General features: G+C 36.0%; 25 protein-coding genes. 9 read left to right on the top strand and 16 right to left on the bottom strand.

Annotated features, from left to right (window positions below; translation table 11 throughout):
* Positions 1-23: 23 nt before the first annotated feature.
* The 16 genes from ACMA47_RS22505 to ACMA47_RS22430 form a co-directional block, all read right to left on the bottom strand.
* The gene (locus tag ACMA47_RS22505; RefSeq protein ID WP_413931575.1) at positions 24-851 is read right to left on the bottom strand and encodes an alpha/beta hydrolase; all 828 of its coding nucleotides are present in this window, start codon (positions 849-851) and stop codon (positions 24-26) included.
* A 58-nt stretch (positions 852-909) separates the two neighbouring features.
* Positions 910-1,488, bottom strand: a complete 579-nt coding sequence (locus tag ACMA47_RS22500) for a transposase (RefSeq protein WP_413931574.1) — start codon at positions 1,486-1,488, stop codon at positions 910-912.
* Positions 1,489-1,556: 68 nt separating this feature from the next.
* Complete coding sequence (locus ACMA47_RS22495) at positions 1,557-2,150, bottom strand: transferase hexapeptide repeat family protein (RefSeq protein ID WP_129042285.1); 594 nt, start codon at positions 2,148-2,150, stop codon at positions 1,557-1,559.
* 96 nt (positions 2,151-2,246) lie between these two features.
* Positions 2,247-3,452 carry a 3-oxoadipyl-CoA thiolase gene (pcaF, locus tag ACMA47_RS22490; RefSeq protein WP_413931573.1) on the bottom strand — a complete coding sequence of 402 codons (1,206 nt, stop codon included), beginning with the start codon at positions 3,450-3,452 and terminating at the stop codon, positions 2,247-2,249.
* Positions 3,453-3,541: 89 nt separating this feature from the next.
* A complete protein-coding gene (locus tag ACMA47_RS22485) occupies positions 3,542-3,955 on the bottom strand; it encodes a PaaI family thioesterase (RefSeq protein WP_034695815.1) in 414 nt (137 codons plus the stop codon).
* Between the two features lie 9 nt (positions 3,956-3,964).
* Positions 3,965-4,273, bottom strand: a complete 309-nt coding sequence (locus ACMA47_RS22480; protein WP_120233614.1) for a hypothetical protein — start codon at positions 4,271-4,273, stop codon at positions 3,965-3,967.
* Between the two features lie 89 nt (positions 4,274-4,362).
* Complete coding sequence (locus tag ACMA47_RS22475) at positions 4,363-5,496, bottom strand: 3-hydroxyacyl-CoA dehydrogenase NAD-binding domain-containing protein (RefSeq protein ID WP_413931572.1); 1,134 nt, start codon at positions 5,494-5,496, stop codon at positions 4,363-4,365.
* Between the two features lie 93 nt (positions 5,497-5,589).
* Positions 5,590-6,390, bottom strand: a complete 801-nt coding sequence (locus ACMA47_RS22470) for an enoyl-CoA hydratase/isomerase family protein (protein ID WP_079240349.1) — start codon at positions 6,388-6,390, stop codon at positions 5,590-5,592.
* A 142-nt stretch (positions 6,391-6,532) separates the two neighbouring features.
* Entirely contained in the window at positions 6,533-6,997 is a 465-nt protein-coding gene (gene paaD, locus ACMA47_RS22465) for a 1,2-phenylacetyl-CoA epoxidase subunit PaaD (RefSeq protein ID WP_034695803.1), read from the bottom strand.
* A 3-nt stretch (positions 6,998-7,000) separates the two neighbouring features.
* Positions 7,001-7,810 (bottom strand): alpha/beta hydrolase, encoded by an 810-nt coding sequence (locus ACMA47_RS22460; RefSeq protein WP_413931571.1) that lies wholly within the window; start codon positions 7,808-7,810, stop codon positions 7,001-7,003.
* Positions 7,811-7,816: 6 nt separating this feature from the next.
* Positions 7,817-8,566, bottom strand: a complete 750-nt coding sequence (gene paaC / locus ACMA47_RS22455) for a 1,2-phenylacetyl-CoA epoxidase subunit PaaC (RefSeq protein ID WP_413931570.1) — start codon at positions 8,564-8,566, stop codon at positions 7,817-7,819.
* A gap of 135 nt (positions 8,567-8,701) precedes the next feature.
* Positions 8,702-8,983 carry a 1,2-phenylacetyl-CoA epoxidase subunit PaaB gene (gene paaB, locus ACMA47_RS22450; RefSeq protein WP_034695796.1) on the bottom strand — a complete coding sequence of 94 codons (282 nt, stop codon included), beginning with the start codon at positions 8,981-8,983 and terminating at the stop codon, positions 8,702-8,704.
* Positions 8,984-9,086: 103 nt separating this feature from the next.
* Positions 9,087-10,025, bottom strand: coding sequence for a 1,2-phenylacetyl-CoA epoxidase subunit PaaA (paaA, locus tag ACMA47_RS22445; protein WP_034695794.1), 939 nt, complete (start codon positions 10,023-10,025; stop codon positions 9,087-9,089).
* A gap of 76 nt (positions 10,026-10,101) precedes the next feature.
* The gene (locus ACMA47_RS22440; RefSeq protein WP_034695792.1) at positions 10,102-11,187 is read right to left on the bottom strand and encodes a 2Fe-2S iron-sulfur cluster-binding protein; all 1,086 of its coding nucleotides are present in this window, start codon (positions 11,185-11,187) and stop codon (positions 10,102-10,104) included.
* Positions 11,187-12,503 (bottom strand): phenylacetate--CoA ligase family protein, encoded by a 1,317-nt coding sequence (locus ACMA47_RS22435; RefSeq protein ID WP_253316431.1) that lies wholly within the window; start codon positions 12,501-12,503, stop codon positions 11,187-11,189. The genes ACMA47_RS22440 and ACMA47_RS22435 overlap by 1 nt, the downstream gene beginning before the upstream one ends.
* A gap of 302 nt (positions 12,504-12,805) precedes the next feature.
* The gene (locus ACMA47_RS22430; RefSeq protein ID WP_253316430.1) at positions 12,806-13,384 is read right to left on the bottom strand and encodes a TetR/AcrR family transcriptional regulator; all 579 of its coding nucleotides are present in this window, start codon (positions 13,382-13,384) and stop codon (positions 12,806-12,808) included.
* A gap of 372 nt (positions 13,385-13,756) precedes the next feature.
* Here ACMA47_RS22430 and clpB point away from each other — a divergent pair, with 372 nt between their 5' ends.
* The 9 genes from clpB to ACMA47_RS22385 all read left to right on the top strand — a co-directional run bounded on the left by clpB (position 13,757) and on the right by ACMA47_RS22385 (position 23,639).
* On the top strand, positions 13,757-16,351 hold the full coding sequence (gene clpB, locus ACMA47_RS22425) for an ATP-dependent chaperone ClpB (RefSeq protein WP_413931569.1): 2,595 nt from the start codon (positions 13,757-13,759) through the stop codon (positions 16,349-16,351).
* A gap of 138 nt (positions 16,352-16,489) precedes the next feature.
* Positions 16,490-16,642 (top strand): hypothetical protein, encoded by a 153-nt coding sequence (locus tag ACMA47_RS22420; RefSeq protein ID WP_413931568.1) that lies wholly within the window; start codon positions 16,490-16,492, stop codon positions 16,640-16,642.
* Between the two features lie 201 nt (positions 16,643-16,843).
* Positions 16,844-17,383, top strand: coding sequence for a hypothetical protein (locus tag ACMA47_RS22415; RefSeq protein ID WP_413931567.1), 540 nt, complete (start codon positions 16,844-16,846; stop codon positions 17,381-17,383).
* A gap of 59 nt (positions 17,384-17,442) precedes the next feature.
* The gene (locus ACMA47_RS22410) at positions 17,443-18,057 is read left to right on the top strand and encodes a hypothetical protein (RefSeq protein ID WP_413931566.1); all 615 of its coding nucleotides are present in this window, start codon (positions 17,443-17,445) and stop codon (positions 18,055-18,057) included.
* A gap of 32 nt (positions 18,058-18,089) precedes the next feature.
* A complete protein-coding gene (locus tag ACMA47_RS22405; protein ID WP_228436906.1) occupies positions 18,090-18,821 on the top strand; it encodes a sensor histidine kinase in 732 nt (243 codons plus the stop codon).
* A complete protein-coding gene (locus ACMA47_RS22400; RefSeq protein WP_034695775.1) occupies positions 18,818-19,459 on the top strand; it encodes a response regulator transcription factor in 642 nt (213 codons plus the stop codon). The genes ACMA47_RS22405 and ACMA47_RS22400 overlap by 4 nt, the downstream gene beginning before the upstream one ends.
* 248 nt (positions 19,460-19,707) lie before the next feature.
* Complete coding sequence (locus ACMA47_RS22395; protein WP_413931565.1) at positions 19,708-20,712, top strand: zinc metalloprotease; 1,005 nt, start codon at positions 19,708-19,710, stop codon at positions 20,710-20,712.
* Between the two features lie 395 nt (positions 20,713-21,107).
* On the top strand, positions 21,108-22,121 hold the full coding sequence (locus tag ACMA47_RS22390; RefSeq protein WP_413931564.1) for a zinc metalloprotease: 1,014 nt from the start codon (positions 21,108-21,110) through the stop codon (positions 22,119-22,121).
* Between the two features lie 108 nt (positions 22,122-22,229).
* Positions 22,230-23,639 carry a phosphatase PAP2 family protein gene (locus tag ACMA47_RS22385; RefSeq protein WP_413931563.1) on the top strand — a complete coding sequence of 470 codons (1,410 nt, stop codon included), beginning with the start codon at positions 22,230-22,232 and terminating at the stop codon, positions 23,637-23,639.
* Positions 23,640-23,656: the final 17 nt, after the last annotated feature.

Below are 23,656 nucleotides of genomic sequence, written 5' to 3'. Positions count from 1 at the left end.
CGTATTATTATTTCAGTTACAAATTATTTTGGTTCCTGATATGGAAACATTTTCACCAATCCTTCATATAAACTTCTGTGAAGAATGGTTGCATGATTGTCTGTTTCCATCATTTTATATTCCAACGTCCAGTTTTTCTTTCCTGCTTTTTTCAAAACATCATAGAAAGCTTCTGCGTCTTTTACCATCACCGGATGTTCACCTTTTCCAACAGAAACATACACAAACTTTTTCGTATCCTGAGATTTTGAAAGCAGTTGTGGAGCCTGTTTTAAAAGACTTTCATCATCCCACCATAAACTTGGACTGATGATAAAATAGTTATTGAACATTTCCGGTTTTTTTAAAAGAATTTCCGTTGCCAGAAGTCCTCCCAGAGACTGACCAAAAAGGTATTTATCTGTAGTTTTAAACTGACTTTCCACATAAGGTTTTAATTCTTTTTCAACGAATGCAATAAACTTATCAGAATGTCCCGTTGTAGGATAGTCTTTCTGTAAGTCTTTTAAATCCGTATGAAAAGTAAAATCCCTTTTTCTGTCTACATTAGCAACTCCCACCACAATAGTTTCCGGCATGGAATACATCTGATTAAAGAATTGTACTAATCCTGTAACGTGAATAAAATCTTCGTTCATACTTCCATCCAATAAATAGATCACCGGGTATGATTTTGTTTTATCATATCCCTGTGGAAGATAAATATTCAGCGTTCTGTCTTCATTTAATGTTTTGGACTTAATGGTCCTCACTTCTCCTATTGTAAGCGGTTTTGTAGCAACAGTCTGTGCTGATAATGTACACCCCACCGCAAACATGATGCTGCATGCAAGCGCAATTTTTTTAATCATATTTATTTTTGTTAAACCTAACGGGTTTTAAAAACCCGTTAGGTTTGATTATTAGCAATTATTCAAAATTTAAAAAATCATATTCAATAGTAGACTTATGATAATTTCTAAAAACTTCTACCGAATCAAAATATCGCATGATTTCCTTTCTATTCAATTTACTTTCTTTTTCAGAATTTAAATATGAATTATATGAAGAATGCTTCCATTGATCAATTTTATTTACAAATCCGTGATTTATCGGATTATTATGGATATAATGGAAAACTTTCAATAAATATTTTTCATCAGATATTTTCTTTCGTTTTACCGCATTCAGAAAAAGAGCTCCTTTTCTATTATATTTTTTGTTGTAAGCTTTTGCATAAGCATTCAATAAATTACCAAAATGCTTCATTAAAAACTGATGCTCATTTTCACTATTCACATCATCAAAATTCTTAAATCTTAACAACAAATGAAAATGATTAGGCAATAGACAATAAGCATAAATATCAGCGACCGGAAGAATATATTTTTCTATCTTTTCCAGAAAAAATTGATAATTTGAGGGTTCACGAAAAATAACTTCAGTCCCATTTACATGAGAGAAAATGTGATATGTACCTTCAAATTCAAAATTTTCTGTATTAATCATTTTAAATCCGATATTAAAATTTTAAACCAAACAGGTTTTAGAAACCTGTTTGGTTTTCTTGTATACTACTATTTTATATCATCCCAGATGCTGTAATCCACAATTTTAGTTGGAATCTGCTGAACATATTCTGTAAACGGTTCGCAAGGCAGAATAGCTTCTTTTCCTTCTCTTGCCAGCTCCTGATATAATTTTGTTCCTTCTGTTTTCCAATGAATCATTTCATCAGAGACATCACGGATGACTTTTGCAGGGCTTCCTACCACCAGTTTTCTTGGTTCACATCTGAAATTGGCTGGTACAAAAGCCAATGCTCCGACAATACTTTCGTCGCCGATATAGGCTTTGTCCATGACCACAGAATTCATTCCGATCAGACAGTTTTTTCCAATATGTCCTGAATGAATAATCGCGCCATGTCCGATGTGTGCAGATTCTTCCAGGATCGTTTCTATATTCGGGAAAACGTGAAGGGTACAGTTTTCCTGTACATTAGCGCCATCTTTAATGATAATTTTCCCCCAGTCGCCACGGATTACCGCGTTGGGACCAATATATACTTCCTCACCTATTTCTACATTCCCGATAATGACTGCCTGCGGATGAATGTATGCAGATTTCTTTATAATGGGACGAATCCCATGGTATGAGTAGATGTTCATATTTTTTAATTTGAAAATTTGAGAATGGGATAATTTGAAAATTAATAATGGTTTTAAACATTTTCAAATTCTCAAATTAACTCACTTTCAAATTCATTATACTTTTTCGATGACCATTGCATATCCCTGACCTACGCCGATACAAAGGGTACACAATGCATATTTTTTATCCTGTTTCTGAAGTTCCATTGCTGCAGAACCTACGATTCTTGCTCCGGAAACTCCCAGTGGGTGGCCAATGGCAATAGCCCCTCCGTTCGGATTGATTCTTGCGTCATCATCTTTCAACCCTAAGCTTCTTGTTACAGCCAGTGCCTGTGCTGCAAATGCTTCGTTTAATTCGATGATATCCATATCTTCCAGAGAAAGGTTTAATCTTTTCAATAGCTTTTGGGTAGCTTCTACAGGTCCGATTCCCATGATTCTTGGCTCAACACCTGCTACGGAAGATCCCAGAATTTTTGCTTTGGGTTTCAACCCATATTTTTTAACGGCTTCTTCACTTGCTAAAATCAAAGCAGCAGCTCCGTCATTCATTCCTGAGGCGTTTCCAGCAGTTACAGTTCCTTCTTTTCTGAAAGCTGGACGAAGTTTTGCCAAACCTTCCATAGATGAAGTAGGCTTAATGAATTCATCTTTTTCAAAAACGATTGGGTCTCCTTTTCTCTGAGGAATTTCAACTTTTACAATTTCTTCTGCCAGTCTTCCGCTTTCCTGAGCTTTTGTCGCTTTCTGCTGAGACCAAAGAGCAAATTTATCCTGATCTTCTCTATTGATCTGGTGGATATCTGCTAAGTTTTCTGCAGTTTCTCCCATTCCGTCAACCCCGTATAGTTCTTTCATTTTTGGGTTGATGAAACGCCATCCGAAAGTAGTGTCAAACATCTGACTGTCTCTTCCGAAAGCTGCACCTGGCTTTGACATCACATAAGGAGAACGCGTCATATGCTCTACTCCTCCTGCAATATAAATTTCTCCTTCTCCTGCAGCAATAGAACGGAATGCATTAGCTACAGCAGACATTCCTGAAGCACATAGCCTGTTTACAGTCTCTCCACCAATTTTGTAAGGAAGACCAGCTAATAAAAGTCCCATTCTTGCAACGTTTCTGTTATCTTCACCCGCCTGATTGGCACATCCGAAAATAACGTCTTCAATTTCCTCTACAGGAACTTCAGGATTTCTAGCTACTACTTCTTTAATAACAATAGCAGCCAAGTCATCGGCTCTTACTTCTGATAATCCTCCCTGCAGTTTCGAGATGGGAGTTCTGACATAGTCTATGATGTATACGTTGTTCATTTTTATTTGCTTTAGGCTATAAGCTATATGCAGTAGGCTCTATCAGCTTCAAAAAAGCTTACTGCCTATTGCTTCAAGCTTACTGCTTATTATAATTCTGTTACTTTTTTTCCGATTTTGTACACTGTTCCTACAAATTTTGCAATCAGCTCTTTGTTTTGATTGGTAATCTGAATGTCATAAACAGCTGTTTTTCTTGTATCATTTACCAAGACACTTTCTGCTCTGAAAACATCGCCTTCTTTTCCTGCTTTGGTAAAATTGATGATACAGTTCAATGCTACGGCAGCATCTCCGGTATTGTTGGAAGAAAATGCCAGCGCAGAGTCTGCAAACGCAAAGGTAACTCCGCCATGAACTGTTTTAAGTCCGTTCAGCATATCCTTCTTGATTGGCATTTCTATTAAACAGTAATTTTCTTTTACTTCAATCATCTTGATATTCATCCACTGGGAAAAATAATCCTGATTGAACATATAATCTGCTACTTGTCTTGGATTCATTTCTGTTAATTATATGTTTATTATTTCTTCATACAGTTCGTCTGATAATCTGTCGTAAACACTCATGGTTTTCCCAAGAATAATCTGCCCGTATGAAAGGTTTTCTGAGTCTGATGAATTTTCAGAGGGATAGGATTCGTTTAAATCAATTCCATTTTCGTTGGCCAATCTTTTGATCAACTCTTTATATTTTTCATTAAACTTCCCTAATAACTCAAGTCTTTCCTGCTCATCAACGGAGGAGGCTTCCTGAGTTAAATACTGTTTCTCAATTAAAAGTCTAGTCTCCAGCTCTGCTCTGAATTCATCTATATTCATGATATTAATTTGAAAATTAAATAAATTTGAGAATTTGAAAATGAAAACCCATTATAATCAATTTTCAAATTGGCACATTTTCAAATTATTTAATTCATTTTACGAAGTAATGGACTTTGTCTGTATCTTTCTTCATGATATTCTTCGTAAAGGTTCTGAAGGGTTTCAGAGATTTTTGCATACCCGATTTCTTTGCCCCAGCTTAATAATCCTTTTGGATAGTTGACACCTTTCTGCATTGCCAGCTCGATATCTTCATCATTGGCAACTCCTAATCTTTTGGCTTCAACAGCCTCATTGATCAGCATTGAAATGATTCTTAAAAAGATCTGCTGATAGAGAGCTTCGTCTTTCTGAGCCACGGGTTTTTCTGCCCCTTCGCTGTAATCGTAGAACCCTTTTCCTGTTTTTCTGCCGTGAAGTTTGGCTTCAGACATTCTTTGCTGTAGTAAAGACGGTTTGTATTTCGGATCGTAGAAATAATCTTTGTAAACGGTGGTTGTTACCGCAAAGTTGACATCTACTCCAATAAGATCCATCAATTCGAAAGGTCCCATTTTGAAGTTCCCCAATGTTTTCATGGCTTCATCCACCTGTTCCGGTGTGGCAATGTTTTCTTCAACAATTCTTAAGCCTTCTCCGTAATAAGGTCTGGCGATTCTGTTGACGATGAACCCTGGAATATCTTTGGCAATAACAGGAGTCTTTCCCCATTCTTTCATGAGGTTGTAGATTTTTTCTGCTAATGTTTTTTCTGTTAATAAGGATGGAATGACTTCGACTAAAGGCATTAATGGAGCCGGATTGAAGAAGTGAATTCCGATGAAACGCTCCGGCTTCTTGAGTTCTGCACCCAGAGAGGTGATAGAAATAGATGAGGTATTGGAACTGAGAACACAGCTTTCAGAAACATAGTTTTCAAGTTCTGTAAACACTTTGGTTTTGATCTCTTTGTTTTCGATAATGGCTTCTATAATCAGCTCACAATCTTTGAAATCTTTCAATTCCGTAGCAATGGAAATATTAGCTAAAATTTCAGTCATTTTCTCTGCTGAAATTTTTTGTTTATCAACCAATTTGGTCAAGGTTTTTTCCAAACCTACCGTTGCCGTTTCTACTTGTTTTGCGTTGGCGTCATAAACCCATACTTTGCATCCGTTCGTTGCGGCTACTTGTGCAATGCCGATTCCCATGGTTCCGGCACCGATAATTCCTACATTCATTTTTACTTGTACAATGTATTAATGTAAAATGTATTCATGTAAATCGTTTTAAAAATCATTAATACCTTTTACATGAATACATTAATACGAGATTTATCTTCCTTTATAATTAGGTTTTCTTTTCTGTAAAAAGGCATTTACTCCTTCGATGAAGTCTTCTGTGCCTGCAGCTTCCTGCTGAAGATCTCCTTCCAGTTCAAGCTGTTCTTTCAATGTGTTGGTATAAGAATTGGCAAACGCTTTTTTCGTAAGTTTAATTGCCGCTGTCGGCATGTTCGCCATTCTTTCAAGAATTTCCATAGATTTCGGAACGAACTCTTCTTCTGTGAAAACTTCTGCTACAAGACCATGCGCTTTAGATTCTTCTGCAGATAATTTTTTACCTGTAAATGCTAAATAATTGGCTAATTGTCTACCTAAAAGTTTCGGTAAGAAGTAAGTTCCTCCTGTATCAGGAATCAAACCGATATTTGAAAATGCCTGAGCAAAATATGCTTTCTCATTCGCTAGAACAAAATCAGAGATTAAAGCCAACATTGCCCCAGCTCCTACTGCAGGACCATTTACTAAAGCAATAACCGGCTTTTTGCAACGGGTAACTTCCATCACTAATGGATTGTAATAGTCTACCACAATTTTTCTGATGATGTCATGATCGTGGTGTTCTTTGCCTACTACAAAAGCTTCATCCAGATTCTGACCTGAGCAGAATGCTCTTCCTCTTCCGGAAATAGCAACACATCTTACCGTTTCGTCTTCGCTGCACTCTTTAACAAAGTCTCTAAGATCTGATAAAGCCGGCTTGGTAAGGGCGTTCATCGTTTCCGGTTGATTAAGATATGCGATTTTCAGTTTTCCGTCAAAATGCGTTTCAATATCAAGTTGTGTATACATAGTTTTTATTAATTTATTATTTAACAACGCACTAATTTAACAATATAAATTAATGTAACCGTCTAATAATTTAACATTCTAACAATTCCTTCGTTATGCTTTGCATAGCCGTAAAGTTTGTTGTGGAGTGATGAATAACTCATCAATGGCATTTAAAATAATCAAATGGCTCCAGGCAGTCTAAACACTGATAAGATGCCTTACACAAAGTAGACCCAAATCTGCTGATCTGCTTGGTATGCTCGGAACCGCAACGCGGACATTTTTTCGGTTTCCCGATGTGATGTTCGTCTGCTCCTTTTTCTGGAGGTGTAATCCCGTAAACACGGAGTTTTTCTCTCGCTTCATCAGTAATCCAGTCTGTTGTCCAGATCGGAAACATCTTCGTCACTACTTTCGCATCCCATCCGTTTTCTTTCATCATTTTGATAATGTCCTCCTCAATGGTAAACATAGCAGGACAGGCAGAATAAGTAGGTGTAATGATCACTTCGCAGGTATTTTCTCCTGTGATCTGTGCATCTCTTACGATTCCTAATTCCACAATATCAATGACCGGAATTTCCGGATCGGGAATTGTTTTTAATAAATCTAAAAGCTGATTCATATTTTATTTTTTATCAGAATCAAGAATGGCTTTCATTGCATTCTGATAATCCAAATTATCTGTTATTCCGTTGTGATACTGATCTTTTAATATAATCAGACGATCACCTTTTTTAAAGTTATTTTTAAGTTTTAAAGAGGCTTTATAGTTAATAACCTCATCTTTATCCCCATGAAAAATAACGACTGGTGACTGAACGGTTTTTAAATATTCACCAGTCTCAAAATTATATTTCAGTAAAAACTTCGGAAGGAATGAGAATTTCTGACTCATTTCATCTTCTATACTGTAATAAGGTGCCTGTAAAATCAATAATCCTGCATTATGCATGGATGCTAATTTTGCGGCTAATCCTGTTCCAACAGAATATCCTAAAATAATAATTTTGTTTTCCGGATATCTTTTTAAAAGCTCTTTGTAAGCAGTCTCAACATCCGAAAAAAGCTGATCTTTACTGTTTATTTTATCTTCACTTTTTCCGTAACCTCGGTAATCAAGTATCAAAGTATCATAATTCATACTTCGATAGAGCTGAGCGACTTCTCCCCAGCTTTTTATTGACCCTCCGTTGCCATGAAGATAAAAGATGACTCCTTTTGGATTTTGAGCTTTGAATAAAACAGAACTCAAATGCTTTCCATCCTGCGTTTTGATGGGTACTTCTTCAAAATTACCTTCAAATGTAAACTTGTAATTTTCCGGTAATTTTTCAGGATAAAAAATAATTTTCTCCTGATAGAAATAGATTCCAACACATAGTATCACATATGCTGCAAGAAAAAAAGCCAATATCCCAAGAAGCATCCTCTTCATAACTTATTACCAGGTACAGCCAGGATACGCTCTCTGCATATACTGAAGCTCACAAAGTATAAATCCGAAATATTCTGTATGATATCCTGTTCTTGATTTTGGCTGCATGAAAGCATTTTCAGGATATTCTAAACCAAAATCTGCAAAATCTTTCTTGGTGATCACAAGGAATTCTTCGTAAAGAGCGTCTGCATTGGGAGCAATATTTAAAGCAACAAGATCGTCTTCACCTTCTGTTTTAGCAAAAAGGCCTTTCGTATACTCCCAGATATTTTCAATAGCTTTTACCAAACGTCCACGGCTTTCTTCTGTTCCCTGAGCAAAGATTTTCATCCATGATGCAGCGTGAGTATAGTGATATCTTACTTCTTTCAATGATTTTTGAGCAATGGCAGCCAGTTCTTCATTAGCAGAGTTTGATAATGCCTCATACATCAGTTTCTGATAGACAGACAATACATATACTTTCAGAATAGTCTGTGCATAATCTTCATTAGGAAGTTCTACCCAATGGGCATTCACATATTCATGTTCGTATCTTAAAAATGCGATATCATCTTCATTTTTTCCGTTGTCTATCACTCTTGAAGCGTAAACGTAAAAGTTATTCGCCTGACCTAGTTCATCCAACGCAATATTCGTCAATGCAATATCTTCCTCTAAGTAAGGACCTTCACCGCACCATGCAGACAAACGCTGCCCCATAATGAAACTGTCGTCTGCTAGTTTTAATAAATAATTATATAATGGGTTCATTATTTTTTAATTTGAAAATTTGAGAATTATTTAATTTGAAAATTGATGAATCGTCATAATTGAAAATTTGAGAATAATTAACTTGGTTAAAGTCATTTTCAAATTTTCAAATTAGTACATTTTCAAATTATTAATCTACATATTTTTTACGTCGTTTGGAATCTCGTAGAAAGTCGGGTGACGGTATAGTTTATCATCAGCCGGATCAAAGAATGCTTCTTTATCAATTCCTTCTGAAGTCACAATATATTTACTTGGAACAACCCAAACTGAAGTTCCTTCTTTTCTTCTTGTATAAACGTCTCTTGCATTCTGCAAAGCCATTTCTGCTGTTGGTGCCTGTACTATTCCAACGTGTTTGTGAGATAATCCCGGTTTAGTCTGAATAAACACTTCCCACATATCTAAATTTGCCATATTTTAATTTGAGAATTTGAAAATTTGAGAATTAGGTAATTTGAAAATTAATCCGTAGTAGTTACATTTTCAAATTAGCATATTTTCAAATTAATACATTAAATTATATTACTTCTTTTTGTTGTTTTTCTGCAAAAGCTGCCGCAGCCTCTTTTACCCACGAATTTTCTCTTTGCGCTTTTCTCTTTGTTTCGATACGCTTTTTGTTACAAGGTCCGTTTCCTTTTAAGATTTCCATGAATTCATCCCAGGGAAGTTCTCCGAAATCATAATGTTGTCTTTCCTCGTTCCATTTCAGATCTTTATCCGGGATGGTTAATCCTAAGAATTCAGCCTGAGAAACAGTAACATCGATAAATCTCTGACGAAGACTGTCGTTACTTTCTCTTTTTACTCTGTAGTTCATAGAGATTTTAGAGTTGGGTGAACTGTCATCGTTAGGTCCGAACATCATCAAAGCTGGCCACCAGAAACGGTTTAACGAAGCCTGAGCCATTTCTTTCTGTTGTTTTGTTCCACGGCACAATGCCATAAGAATTTCATACCCTTGTCTTTGGTGGAATGATTCTTCCTTACAGATTTTCACCATCGCTCTTGAATAAGGACCGTAAGAGTTCCCCATCAGCATTACCTGGTTCATAATAGCAGCACCATCAACCAACCAACCTATGGCACCGATATCTGCCCAGCTTAAGGTAGGATAGTTGAAAATACTTGAATATTTTGCTTTTCCTTCCAGCATATCATCATAAGTAGCATCTCTGTCTGCTCTGATGCTTCCGTCACCTAAAGTTTCAGTAGCAGAATAAAGATATAGGCCGTGGCCTGCTTCATCCTGAACTTTCGCTAAAAGAGCCATTTTTCTTCTCAATGAAGGCGCTCTGGAGATCCAGTTGGCTTCCGGCAGCATTCCTACAATTTCAGAATGCGCATGCTGTGAAATCTGACGAACCAATAACTTTCTGTAATCATCAGGCATTACATCTTTTGGTTCTACTTTATTTTCTTCGTGAACGTATTGAACAAATTTTTCTAAGTCCATTTTTTTGTCTTTTTGTAAAATGTAAAAAGTATCAATGTATTCATGAATACAATTTACATTCAATCGTTAATACAATTTAAACATCATAATTAAGCATCACCACATTGGTTGTAGGGTGACATTGGCAGGTAAGAACGAAGCCTCTGGCTACTTCTTCTTCGGTAAGCGCATAGTTCTTCTCCATGAAAACTTCCCCTTCCAGAACCTGTGCTTTACACGTACAGCAAACGCCTCCTTTACATGCGAAAGGAACCGGAAGCTGATCTTTCAATGCTTTATCTAAGATACTCTCTTTTTTAGAATTAAGATGGAACGAATATTCATCATCATCAATGATCACCGTTACCATACTTTCAATATTGGCAATTGCCTTGAATTCATCACTCATTTCCTCCGTATTTTCTTCATCCGGAGCGGTGAAATATTCAAATAAAACCTGGATAGCAGGTACTTTTTTATCTTTTTTCAGATAGTCTGCAATCCCCTTAATCATTTCTGAAGGTCCGCAAATAAAATAAGTAGCTTCTTTTACATCAATATCTGTATATCTTTCAAACAGCTGCTCTAATTTTTCTGATGAAATTCTTCCTTCAAAAACAGGATCTTCGTGCTTCTCACGGCTTACCAGGTAAATTACCTTAAGTCTTCCGTTGAAATGCTCTACAAGTTTATCAATCTCTGCCTTTCTTAAAACATGATTCATGCTTCTGTTGCTGTAAAACAGATAAGCATTACTCTTAGGCTCCTGATAAAGACTTTCTTTAATATTGGATAATACAGGAGTAATTCCGCTTCCTGCAGCCAGACCAACATAAGTTTTTACGTTTGTCGGGTGATAAGAAGTATTGAAACCACCCATCGGAGGCATTACTTCCAGCACTTCATCCATGTGAAGATGTTCATTGAAATACCCTGACACTTTTCCGCCTTCCAGCAACTTCACCAATACTTCCAGCGTATTGCCCTTTTCACTTGGAGCATTACAGATAGAGTAAGAACGTCTTTCCTCATTTCCGTTGATTGTCATTCGGAAATTCAGATACTGTCCCTGCTTGAACCTGAACTTATCTTTCAGTTCTTCAGGGATTTCTACCGCCACATTCACTGCTTCGGAAGTATCTTTCTGAACTTTAACTGTTTTAAGTTTATAAAATGAATTCATTATTTTTTAAGTATTCTATTAATTTTTCCGCCTTCGCACTTCGGCAGGCTGTCCTGAGCATGAACTTTTACTTTCGTAGTGATTCCTACTCTCTTTTTTATTTCGTTTTCTATGTTTTTCCCAAAGTTGCCGACAAAATTAAAATAATCATCGGTATTTGATTCTATTTTTTGAGATTTTACCAATTCATCATCTATTTCAACATCAATATCCAAAGCAATACACATATGTTCTTTTTCCACAGGAGTTAAATAGTAGTTCGGAACCACTCCTTTTACATAAGAAAAAGCATCTTCAATCTGACTTGGATAAACATTGACTCCTCTTACGATCAGCATATCATCTGCTCTCCCGACGATGGGTTTCATTTTTACCATGGTTCTTTTGGCATTTTCATCGTAATAAAGGCTTGTGATATCATTTGTCCAGTAACGTAAAAGCGGCATTGCTTTTTTAGTTAAAGTAGTAATCACCAATACTCCTTCTTCTCCAAAAGGAACCGGTTGTTTGGTAACCGGATCTAAAATCTCCGGATAAAAATGATCTTCCCAGATATAAGCTCCACCTTTCTCTTCGAAATCTTCCATGGAAACTCCCGGACCGATAATTTCACTTAACCCATAGATATTGGTTGCATGAACGCCTAATTTTTCTTCAATATGACCTCTGATAATCTCCGTCCATGGTTCTGAGCCCAATACTGCGTATTTAAGACTGATCTCTTCTGCGGTAATTCCTCTTCTGGCAAATTCATCCGCAATCGTTAAAGCGTATGATGGCGAACAGCAGATTACTTCAGGTTTGAAATCCACAATCAGGTCTACCTGTCTTGCCGTCATCCCTCCTGAAATAGGAAGAACACTCATTCCCAACGTTTCAGCTCCGTAATGAAGCCCTAATCCTCCTGTGAAAATTCCGTATCCATAAGCATTGTGCAACTGCATTCCCGGTCTTGCTCCAGCAGCATGTAAAGATCTTGCCACCACTTCACTGAAAAGGTCTACATCTTCTTTAGTATATCCTACCACAGTCGGTTTTCCCGTTGTTCCGCTTGAGCAGTGTATACGCTGAAGCTCATTTTTAGGAACAGCAAATAGCCCGAACGGATAGTTATCTCTTAAATCCTGTTTGTAAGTAATAGGAAGTTTAGCGATATCTTCAATCGACCTTATATCCTGTGGAGATATTTGCAATTCATCAAATTTCTTTTTATAAAATTCCGACTTCTCTCCCAAATAGCTGATCAGGCTGATCAACCGGTCGGATTGAAGCTGTCTCAACTGACCCAGCTCCAGATATTCAACTGAAAAATCCATAAAACTAACTAACATTTGTTAGGTGTAAATTTAAAAAGATTTTGGAAGCTGGCAAAATTTTTATGACTTTTGTCATATTTTGAATGATTCTAAATAAGAAGCATCGTTTTAAATTAGTTATTGTGTCATTCTGAACGAAACGAAAGTGCAGTGAAGAATCTCTATTAAATACCTAAATGAATCAATTTCTCTATCCCAAAATAACAAACGCAGTATTAAAATTCATGACTAAACAGCATAAGTATGAGATTCTTCCTTCGTCAGAAATCGAAGATTCGACGTAGTCAATGACAACGAAGTGATTATTTTTTCTGGTTTCCAAGTAGGCCAAAAAGAATTTTTTCTCTGATCTCATCGGTAATTTCATCCGTAGAATCACTGCTTCTTTTGAACCAGAAATAGGAATTATTTAAAGTATGAAGGATAAATCTTGTGGTAAATGATGGTGATTTCAGCTCCCATTTTTCCGCTTTGTAGATCTCAGAAATCAGTTTCTCAACTTCCTGCTGATAATTTTTCCTTAATTCTACAAACTCGGGAAGTCTTTCTTCAAGGTGCTTCCATTCATTGGAATAAATATGGGTAACATCACGGTTTTTAAGAACAACAGAAAGATGCTTATCCAATAATAGATTCAGCTTTTCCTTTGGAGCAATATCTGTATTTTTTACTTCCTGAAGTTCATCGAAAAACTCCTGAGCAATGCCAAAACAAATCCATTCCAGAATTTCTTCCTTTGAACGGATGTGTGCATACAGCGATGCTGCCTTGATATTGAGTTTGGTAGCCAGGTCTCTTACTGAGCTTCCCATATACCCTTTCTCTTTGAAAAGTTCTACGGCTACGTCTAATATTTTTCTCTGTTTTTCTTTTAATTCCATCTGGCAAAATGCAAAAGTAATTATTCTGAATTAAACTGTTCATTTTTTGAGCATAAAAAGAAAAAAGACCCATCATCTTCAGTTTCAATCTTTAGTTATTTTACCTTACTATGACTTTTTGTTCATGGATTTCCAAGAAATAATTACGAAATCGGAAAATTTGTCAAGTTAAATTTCCGTTAAAAATACAATATCCGGAAAATTTGTCCTATTTTTTTGTAAATTTAATAATTGAACAGTTTTTGCGATACAGTCATCGAATAAATGATTAAATAATTGATGGCATTAAGAAACTAAGCCTCAGAATTTGGTTTCTTGATGTTTTTTAAAAACTAAACTTTAAACAAACCATTACCAAAAATATATAAAAATATGAACTTAAACCAATATACTGTAAAATCACAGGAAGCCATCCAGGCAGCACAACAGGTTGCTATGGAACTGAGCAATCAAAGTATCGAACCTCAACATCTCCTTGAAGGAATCTTCCAGGTAGATGAAAATATATCGCCATTCTTATTAAAAAAATCTGAAGCAGATGCTAATTTAGTAAGAGAGCGAAACCGTGAAAATCTAGAGAAACTTCCTAAAGTACAGGGAGGAAACATTTATCTTTCACAATCTGCTAATAAAGTATTACTGGATGCACCCAACATCGCTAAAAAAATGGGTGACGAATATGTAACGATTGAGCATTTATGGTTATCTCTTCTGGAAACCACTTCTGAAGTATCCAAAATGCTGAAAGATATGGGTGTAACCAGAAATCTTTTGGAAGGTGCTATTAAAGAATTAAGAAAAGGAAGCAAAGCCACTTCTGCAAGCTCAGAGGAAACTTATCAATCCTTAAATAAATATGCTAAAAACTTTAACGAGTTAGCAGCTGAAGGAAAACTGGATCCGGTAATTGGGCGTGATGAAGAAATCAGAAGGGTTTTACAAATCCTTTCCAGAAGAACCAAAAACAACCCAATCCTTATTGGGGAACCCGGTGTAGGTAAAACTGCGATTGCTGAGGGAATTGCCCACAGAATTATCAGCGGTGACGTTCCTGAAAACCTGATGGATAAAACGTTATTCTCACTGGATATGGGAGCTTTGATCGCCGGAGCAAAATATAAAGGTGAATTTGAAGAGCGTTTAAAATCCGTTGTGAATGAAGTAATCAAGTCTGATGGGCAGATTATTCTTTTCATTGATGAGATTCACACTCTGGTAGGAGCCGGAGGCGGTGAAGGAGCAATGGATGCTGCCAATATCTTAAAACCTGCCTTGGCAAGAGGAGAATTAAGAGCGATTGGTGCCACTACTCTGAATGAATACCAAAAGTATTTTGAAAAAGACAAAGCGTTGGAAAGACGTTTCCAGAAAGTAATGGTGGAAGAACCGGATACAGAATCTGCAATCTCTATCCTTCGTGGTATTAAAGACAAATACGAAGCTCACCACAAAGTAAGAATCAAAGATGAGGCGATTATTGCTGCAGTGGAAATGTCTCAAAGATATATTTCAGACCGTTTCTTACCGGATAAAGCGATTGACCTTATTGATGAAGCTTCTGCAAAACTGAGAATGGAAATCAATTCCAAGCCGGAAGAGCTGGATGTTCTGGACAGAAGACTGATGCAGTTGGAAATTGAACTGGCAGCTATCTCAAGAGAAGGTAATCAGACCAAAATTGATCATCTGAAGGAAGATATTGCTAAAATTTCCGAACAGAGAAATGAGATCAATGCCAAATGGCTGAAAGAAAAACAGAAAAGTGAAGATCTTACCCAGATCAAAAAAGATATTGAATCTCTGAAACACGAGGCAGAAAGAGCTTCCAGAGCAGGAGATTATGCAAAAGTAGCGGAGATCCAATATGGAAAACTTCGTGAAAAAGAGGAAGAACTAGCCAAAGTAGAGCTGGAAATGCAGAATCATCAGAATGAACTGATCAAAGAAGAAGTTACTGCAGAAAATATCTCTGAAGTGATTGGTAAATGGACAGGTATTCCGGTAACCAAATTATTACAGTCTGAAAGAGACAAGCTATTGAATCTTGAATCTGAACTACACCACAGAGTTGTAGGACAGGATGAAGCGATTCAGGCGGTTGCTGATGCGATCAGAAGAAACAGAGCAGGATTGAGTGATGATAAAAAGCCAATTGGATCTTTCTTATTCCTGGGAACAACCGGAGTCGGTAAAACTGAGTTGGCAAAAGCGCTGGCAGAGTTCTTATTCGATGATGAAAACAATATGACCAGAATTGATATGAGTGAATATCAGGAACGTCACAGTGTTTCAAGATTGGTAGGAGCGCCTCCGGGATACGTAGGTTATGATGAAGGCGGACAATTGACTGAGGCAGTAAGAAGAAGACCTTATTCCGTAGTGCTTTTAGACGAGATTGAAAAAGCGCACCCGGATGTTTTCAACACATTGCTTCAGGTTCTGGATGATGGACGTCTGACGGATAACAAGGGACGAGTGGTAAATTTCAAGAATTCAATCATCATTATGACCTCGAATTTAGGATCACACCTGATTCAGGAAAATTTTGAAAACCTTACAGAGGAAAACCAGGATGAAATTGTGGATAAAACAAAAGATGAAGTTTTTGATCTTTTAAAACAGACGCTGCGTCCGGAATTCCTGAACAGAATTGATGAAATTGTACTCTTCCAACCTTTAAGAAAAAAAGAGATCGGAAAAATCGTTCAGTATCAATTGAGAGGATTCAATGAAATGTTATCTAAACGAAACATCATTATGACTTTCACTCAGGATGCTGTAGATTATCTCATGGATAAAGGATATGATCCTGCCTTCGGAGCAAGACCATTGAAAAGAGTAATACAACAGGAAGTTTTAAACAAATTGTCTAAAGAAATTCTTGCCGGAAATGTGAATGACGGAGACAGAATTACGCTGGATTATTTTGTAGAAACAGGATTAGTATTCCGCCCTACCGAACAATAAAATAGTTTTTTTCATATACATTATTTTTGTGAATAAGTGCTGTAGAATAATCTGCAGCACTTATTTTTTTATTCAATTTATCCTTATTAAGTGAAATATAATTATATTTACTATTCTAATAACTTAAACAAAATCAACATGAAAAAGCTAAAAAGAAATGAATTAAAGAAAATTGATGGCGGAATTGAACCATTCCCTATTATGTGTGGCGAAGACTGGAGCTGCCCTCCCGGTCTCTGTTGTACAGTAGATTATACTTGCAGGGATTGGAGAAAGTATCCATGCATTTAAAGAATAGGCGGAGAAATATATTTTCTCCGTTTTTTATTGAATGAATATGAGTTTCCTTCGTTCTAAATTGTTATTTTTTACATACAATCCGTAAAAACACGGTAAAAATAACAGTGTAATTCCCAATTAGCAAATACATTTTCTATAATATTTTTTACGAGATTTGCATATTAATTGAGTTTTACCGTAAACCACTAAGCTATGAATACAGAATCAAACAATCCATTACAGCCTGGGACTATGTCAAACAGTCTTATCCAGACTCTGATAGACAATTATCGTCAAAATCATTTAAGTGCTATTAATAACACTTTAGGAATACAAGACGCTCATTCTATTTGGTTTGACCTTCCGAAATTAAAAAGTTTTATTGCAAAAATTGAAGAAGAAGCGGCAAAAGTGGATCCTGCTACCTCTGAGGAAAATCTGGGAATAAGATTTTATTACGCTTCTTATCCAAAACAGGAAAACTGGTCTATTATGGACTCCCACCCTGTTCCTGAAGAATACGCAGAAAAACACACACTGGTAATGATCCCAACACTGAAAAAAGCCGATGAAGCAGGAGAACTTATTGATTATGATTTCAATCCTTTCCAAGGTTCTGAAGGGAAATCAATGGCATTAAACGCCCGTTCTGTTAAAGGTCTAGGAGGAGAAGATGAAGATGACGATAAAGGTCTGGGAGAAAATAGCGGAACACTCATTCCACCATCACCTCCATTGGGTATATCTTATTAATTACCATTCATATCCTTAAACACAGTATGACTGAGATTCAAAAATTTTTTTCTTCATTTATGTATTGGGGAGAAGCCTTTGCTGCCATAACCTCTCTTATTTATTATAATCGTGTAAAAAAACTACATTGGAAATATCTGGCCATTTATCTGATTGTTATTTTTTTATGTGAATCAGCTGTAAAATGGGGAGAAAAACCGCTTAGAATAGACCGAATAAATTTTCACAACTATTTTGTGATTCCTTTGCAGTTTATATTTTTTTATTGGCTGTATGCAAAAGAATCTCTAAAGAAAACAAAACTATTCTATATCTTAACAGGAACATATCTTTTAACATATGTTCTTAGGGCACTTTTTTTCCCGGAAAAGAAAGTAATCTTTTCTTTCAATTATAATATAGGTTGTCTGCTCTTAATGGCTCTTGTCATTATGGAATTTTATAAACAGGTTAATTCATCTGAGATCCTTAATTTCAGTAAAAACAAAATGTTTTATATCAATCTGGGAGTAACGCTTTTTTACATTGCCAATCTACCATTTATGACATTTAACTCTCTTCTTTGGAAATATATAGATATCTGGGATATTTATTTTATATATTTTCAGGTTTCAGGAGCAGTTATGTATATTTTATTTGCAAGTTCATTCATATGGGGAAAACAGAACTCTTAATCACTCTTATTTCATTCAACATCTTTTTTTTGATGTTTGTAATAGCCGTATTTATCTATATCAGGAATTACAGACAAAGGAAGAAAGAATACTTAAATGAAATTGAAAGAAAAAATGAACTCCATCAGAGAGAACTCCTGTCTACCCAACTGGAAATACAACAAGCCACCATGCAGCAAATCGGTCGGGAACTGCATGACAATATCGGCCAGAAACTGACTCTCGTAAGTCTGTATGTACAACAGATGCTTTATGAAAACAAAGTTTCTGAAGCAAGTGAAAGAATTGATCAGGTTTCACAGATTATTAATCAATCTCTGCAGGATCTTAGAAGCTTGTCAAAAACGTTGACAGATGATAATATCAACCAGAAGGAAATTGTAACTTTGATACAGGAAGAAGTAGACAACACCAATTCTTTCAAAAAATGCCATGTAAGCTTTGAACACAATTTCAAACAACTGGATCTGGGCTTTGTTCATAAAAATGTTTTACTCAGGATTACTCAGGAGTTTATTCAAAACAGTATAAAACATTCCCATTGTAAAAATATTTTTATAAACCTGAACACTTCAGAAGATACTCTTTGGGAGCTTGATATTCGTGATGATGGAATCGGGTTTGATACCTCACAGATCAAGTCCAACGGAATAGGACTCACGAATATGAAAAACAGAGCTGAAATCATAGGCGCAAGTTTCTGTATGGAAAGCCAGGAAAATGCAGGAACACAAATCAATATTATATTAAAAAAACAGTCATGAAAAAATCTATTGTCATTGTTGACGACCATATACTTATTGCAAAAGCTCTGGAAGGAATCATTGGTAACTTCAGTGAATTTGAAGTCATCTATGTAAGTGAAAACGGGAAAGACCTCATCCAGAAATTCGAGGAAGGCAATGCCATTCCTGATATTATTCTTTTGGATATCAGCATGCCTATTATGGACGGTTTTGAAACCGCAGCCTGGCTTAGCAAAAATCATCCTGATATTAAAATCATGGCTCTCAGCATGCAGGGAGATGACAATAGTGTGATTAAGATGATTAGAAGCGGCGCCAAAGGTTATCTGCTAAAAAACACCCACCCGAGAGATCTGGAAACCGCACTTACCCGTCTCAATAGTGATGGCTTTTTTTATCCGGACTGGGCTTCCAAGATTATATTTTCCAATCTTAATAAAGAAACAGAATCTGAGATTGCAATAAGAATTTCAGACAGAGAAAAAGAATTCCTGAAATATACAGTAACCGAACTCAGTTATAAAGAAATTGCGGACAGAATGTGCTGTAGTCCAAGAACAGTAGAAAGCTATCGTGACCAGCTATGTGAAAAACTGGACCTCAAAACCCGTGTAGGGCTTGCCGTTTTTGCCATTAAAAACGGTTTCGCAAATTAGATTTTAGCATGAAAAAATTCTTTCAAAAGTAAATTTAAACGAAAAGTATTCATATAAAATAATTAAAAACTAAGATCACGTTAGTATATTTTTTAAAATTAGTTAAAATTCAATACATTTAAAAAAACATTAAATTAAAACCAATAATCAATAGTAATATTTAACAATATTGCAAATAAATAAAGAAAAAATTTACATATCAATTTTAAATAATATAATTTCACATTCTCAACCTAAATGATTTTGATATGAAAAAACTATTATTTGGAGCTTTTATGCTCACTGTAATGGCTGCATGTAACAATGACAGCATTACCAATCAAAATGAAAACACAACTGACGAAAATGCAACTCCTGCAGGTTTAGCTCAAAGAGGCTGTGCTTCTGAGGAAATCAGACAGGAAGCATTGAAAAAAAGCCCTGAACTTCAACAAAGATTCGCGGCATTAGAAAGCAATACAGAAAAATTCGCTAATGATGTGAAATTCGGAAAAGTTCTTGCTGATGGTACTGTAGAAATCCCTGTTATCGTAAATGTCATTTACAAAACTACAGCTGAAAACGTTTCTGATGCAAGAATTGCAGAGCAAATTGCGGTATTGAACGCAGACTATACAGGCACAAACAGTGATGCTAATAAAATTCCAACCGAATTCCAACCCGTAAGTTCCGGTGATACAAAAGTAAAATTCAGACTGGTAAATACCGTTAGAAAATCCACTTCAAAAACAAGCTGGGCGACTAATGATGATATGAAAAAAGCGTCTAAAGGAGGAATTGATGCTACTAATCCTACCAATTATTTAAACTTATGGGTTGTAGGCAAAATGACCAGTCAGGGACGTACTATTCTTGGATATGCCACTTTCCCTGAATCGGCAGGTTTATGGAATGATGGTGTTGTAATTGCCGCTCCATATTTTGGAAAAACCGGAGCTTCTTCTCCTTTCAACCTGGGAAGAACTGCAACACATGAGGTAGGTCACTATCTAAACTTAAGACATATCTGGGGAGATGCCAATTGTGGAAACGACCAGGTAAGTGATACTCCTACACAGACTACTGCTAATTATGGAAAACCTTCTTACCCGCTATATAATACGTGTAGTGGTGTACAAAGATCTGTAATGTTTATGAACTATATGGATTATGTAGATGATGCAGCTATGTTTATGTTCTCTGCAGGACAAAAAACAAGAATGCAGTCTGTAGTAGCTTCTTCTGGAGCAAGATCCGGATTGAGAGTGTATTAAAAATAAAATCTTTTTGCATATCTAAAATCTGTCTCAAGTATGAGACAGATTTTTTTATTCTATCTGTTTTCATTTCAGAAACACAAATGAAAAATATTGAAATCAATGGTTTCTGAATTGTTTTCAAAAACTGTATTACTTGGATTTTTTATAAAAAATATTCTACAAAAAATATAAAAATGATAAAATTATTTACCATTAAAATACACTTGAATGTGAAATATAAAATAAATAATAAAATTTAACTAAAATTCAATACAAATCAATTTTAATTGATTTTAATTCAAACAAATCGATTAAAAATTAATTATTTATTAAATACTTATAGAAATAATTTGCATATTAATTTCAAATGATATAATTTCACGCCCTCAACCAAATTATATTATAACGATATGAAAAAATTCTTATTTGGAGCCCTGATTCTGGGCCTTATGTCGGCGTGTAACAACGACAGCTTAACCAACCAAAATGAGACTTCTGCGGATCAGGAAAACACTGTTCCGAGCGCTCTTAAAAGAGGTTGTCCATCAGAAGAAATCAGACAAGCAATGCTTCTGAAAAACCCTGCATTAAAACAAAAAATGGCTGATATTGAATTCAGTACTGAAAAATTTGCAGAAAATCTTAAAGTGGGAAAAGTTCTTGCAGATGGAACTGTTGAAATCCCGGTTGTTTTTAACGTAATTTACAACACTTCTGCTCAAAATGTTTCTGATGCAAGAATTGCAGAACAAATTGCAGTCCTTAATGCCGATTATGGCGCTACCAACTCTGATATCAACAAAATACCTTCTGCATTTCAGCCAGCCGCAGCAGGTGATGTAAAAATCCGTTTCAAACTAGTAGCAACCAACCGTAAGCAGAGTACGAAAACAGGTTGGAGATCTGATCTGGAACAAATGAAAAAAGCCAGTACCGGAGGTATTGATGCTACTGATGTAAATAAAAACATGAATATTTGGGTTGTTAATTCAATTCTTGACGAAAACAACCAACCTGGAACTCTAGGCTACGCTTATTATCCTGAAAATGCTGGGCAATGGTATGATGGTCTTGTAATCGGATATCAATATATCGGAAAAACAGGTGCATCTGCTCCATTCAATTTAGGAAGAACAGTAACGCATGAAGTAGGACACTACCTGAATCTTCCTCACCTTTGGGGATCATCCGATGCAGGTTGTCAGACAGATTACTCTAATGATACTCCTACCTCTCCGGGTCCTAACTATGGAAATCCTACCTATCCTCTAAACAGAGTTTGTGGTGGTGTAAGCCGTTCTCAGATGTTCATGAATTATATGGATTATGTAGATGACAAATCTATGGTTATGTTCTCTGCCAACCAAAAAACAAGAATGCAGGCTGTAGTATCCGCATCCGGTCCAAGAGCTGGATTAAGATAATCAACAACCTCAATTAGAATATTATAAAAATATTAAAATAGTCTATCTCAATTTTTGGGATAGATTTTTTTAATACTTTTACGCGATTTAAATTTCAACACTACTAAGATGAAAAAAATAGCACTAGCATCAGGAATACTATTGCATTTATACTGTATTAAAGCTCAGGATACAATTACGATTAAAACACTGGATACGATCCCATCCAGAAATCTCAAAGAAGACCTGGCAATTATCAATTCAGGATATTCTATTCAGGAGAAAACTCCTTTTTTCAAAAAAGAATGGGTAAAAAAATCTGTAGCTCCAGCTATTCTTTTTACTGCAGCCGCTGCAACATGGGGAGAAAAAGAAAATATACGCGAAGTAAGAAACCGCTATCTTCCCAACTTCAAAGTGAAATATGATGATTATCTGCAATATGCTCCTGCTGTAGCTGTTTACGGGCTAAAACTGGCAGGTATAAAGGGGCGTAACAATATAGGGCGGGCAACTTTATCCTATGGTACAAGTTTAGCCATCATGGCCATTTTAGTCAATTCTATTAAATACACAACAAAAGTAGAACGTCCGGATGGATCAAAAAACAACTCTTTTCCATCAGGACATGCAGCAATGGCTTTTACCAATGCCAGTTTTCTACATAAAGAATATGGTTTGGTAAATCCAGCCTACAGTATTGCAGGATATGGTTCTGCAACCCTCACAGGACTTGGGCGAAATTTAAATAACAGACACTGGGTTCCGGATATTCTGGCTGGTGCGGGTATCGGAATTATATCAACAGAACTGGGATATTTCTTTATTGATAAAATTTATAAGAACAAAGGAGATAATTTAAGTATTTTATCAAGAATACAGGGAAATGATTACCCGTCTTTTCTTGCACTGAAAATGGGGACTGCTTTAGGAACAACCAATTTCCTGAGGGAATCTGAACTGGATGATAAAAAACAAATTGGTTTTGAGGGAGGACTGGAAGGTGCTTACTTCTTTTCAAAAAAATGGGGTGTGGGTGCCGATGTGTCCTTCAGCAGCTTCCCGATTAAATCTCAAAGAATAACATTTGATGACGAACAGTATTTTGGCAATCACGAAATCAAAACACAATCTATGGGATTTCTTTCTGCGGGAATCGGACCTTATTTTTCTCATGAGCTATCAAAAAAATGGCAGCTTACTTTAAAGGTAACCGGAGGATATGCTGCAACAGCAAGTGGAAAAGTATTTTTAAAAGGAAACGATATTGATGCTCCCAACAACGAACTTCAGATCGCCAGATACAAACCCAAACCGGCTTTCCGCTGGAATACAGGAGCTTCCATGACCTACAAGTTCAATCCGGGATTAGGTCTTACTTTCTATACAGATTACAATAAGATCAACTCCACAATTCAATATTCCTTCAGCGATGAGATCAAGGAAAGTGAAGAACTGGATCAGGAACTTAACAATATGATTGCTAAGGAAAAAATCAGTTATATTACATTAGGCTTAAGATTAACGGCCTATTTCTAAGAACAAAAAAGCCTTCA

The sequence above is a fragment of the Chryseobacterium sp. T20 genome (genome assembly GCF_047345655.1).
Classification (GTDB): domain Bacteria; phylum Bacteroidota; class Bacteroidia; order Flavobacteriales; family Weeksellaceae; genus Chryseobacterium.
This window is presented reverse-complemented; position numbering and strand designations above follow the sequence as displayed.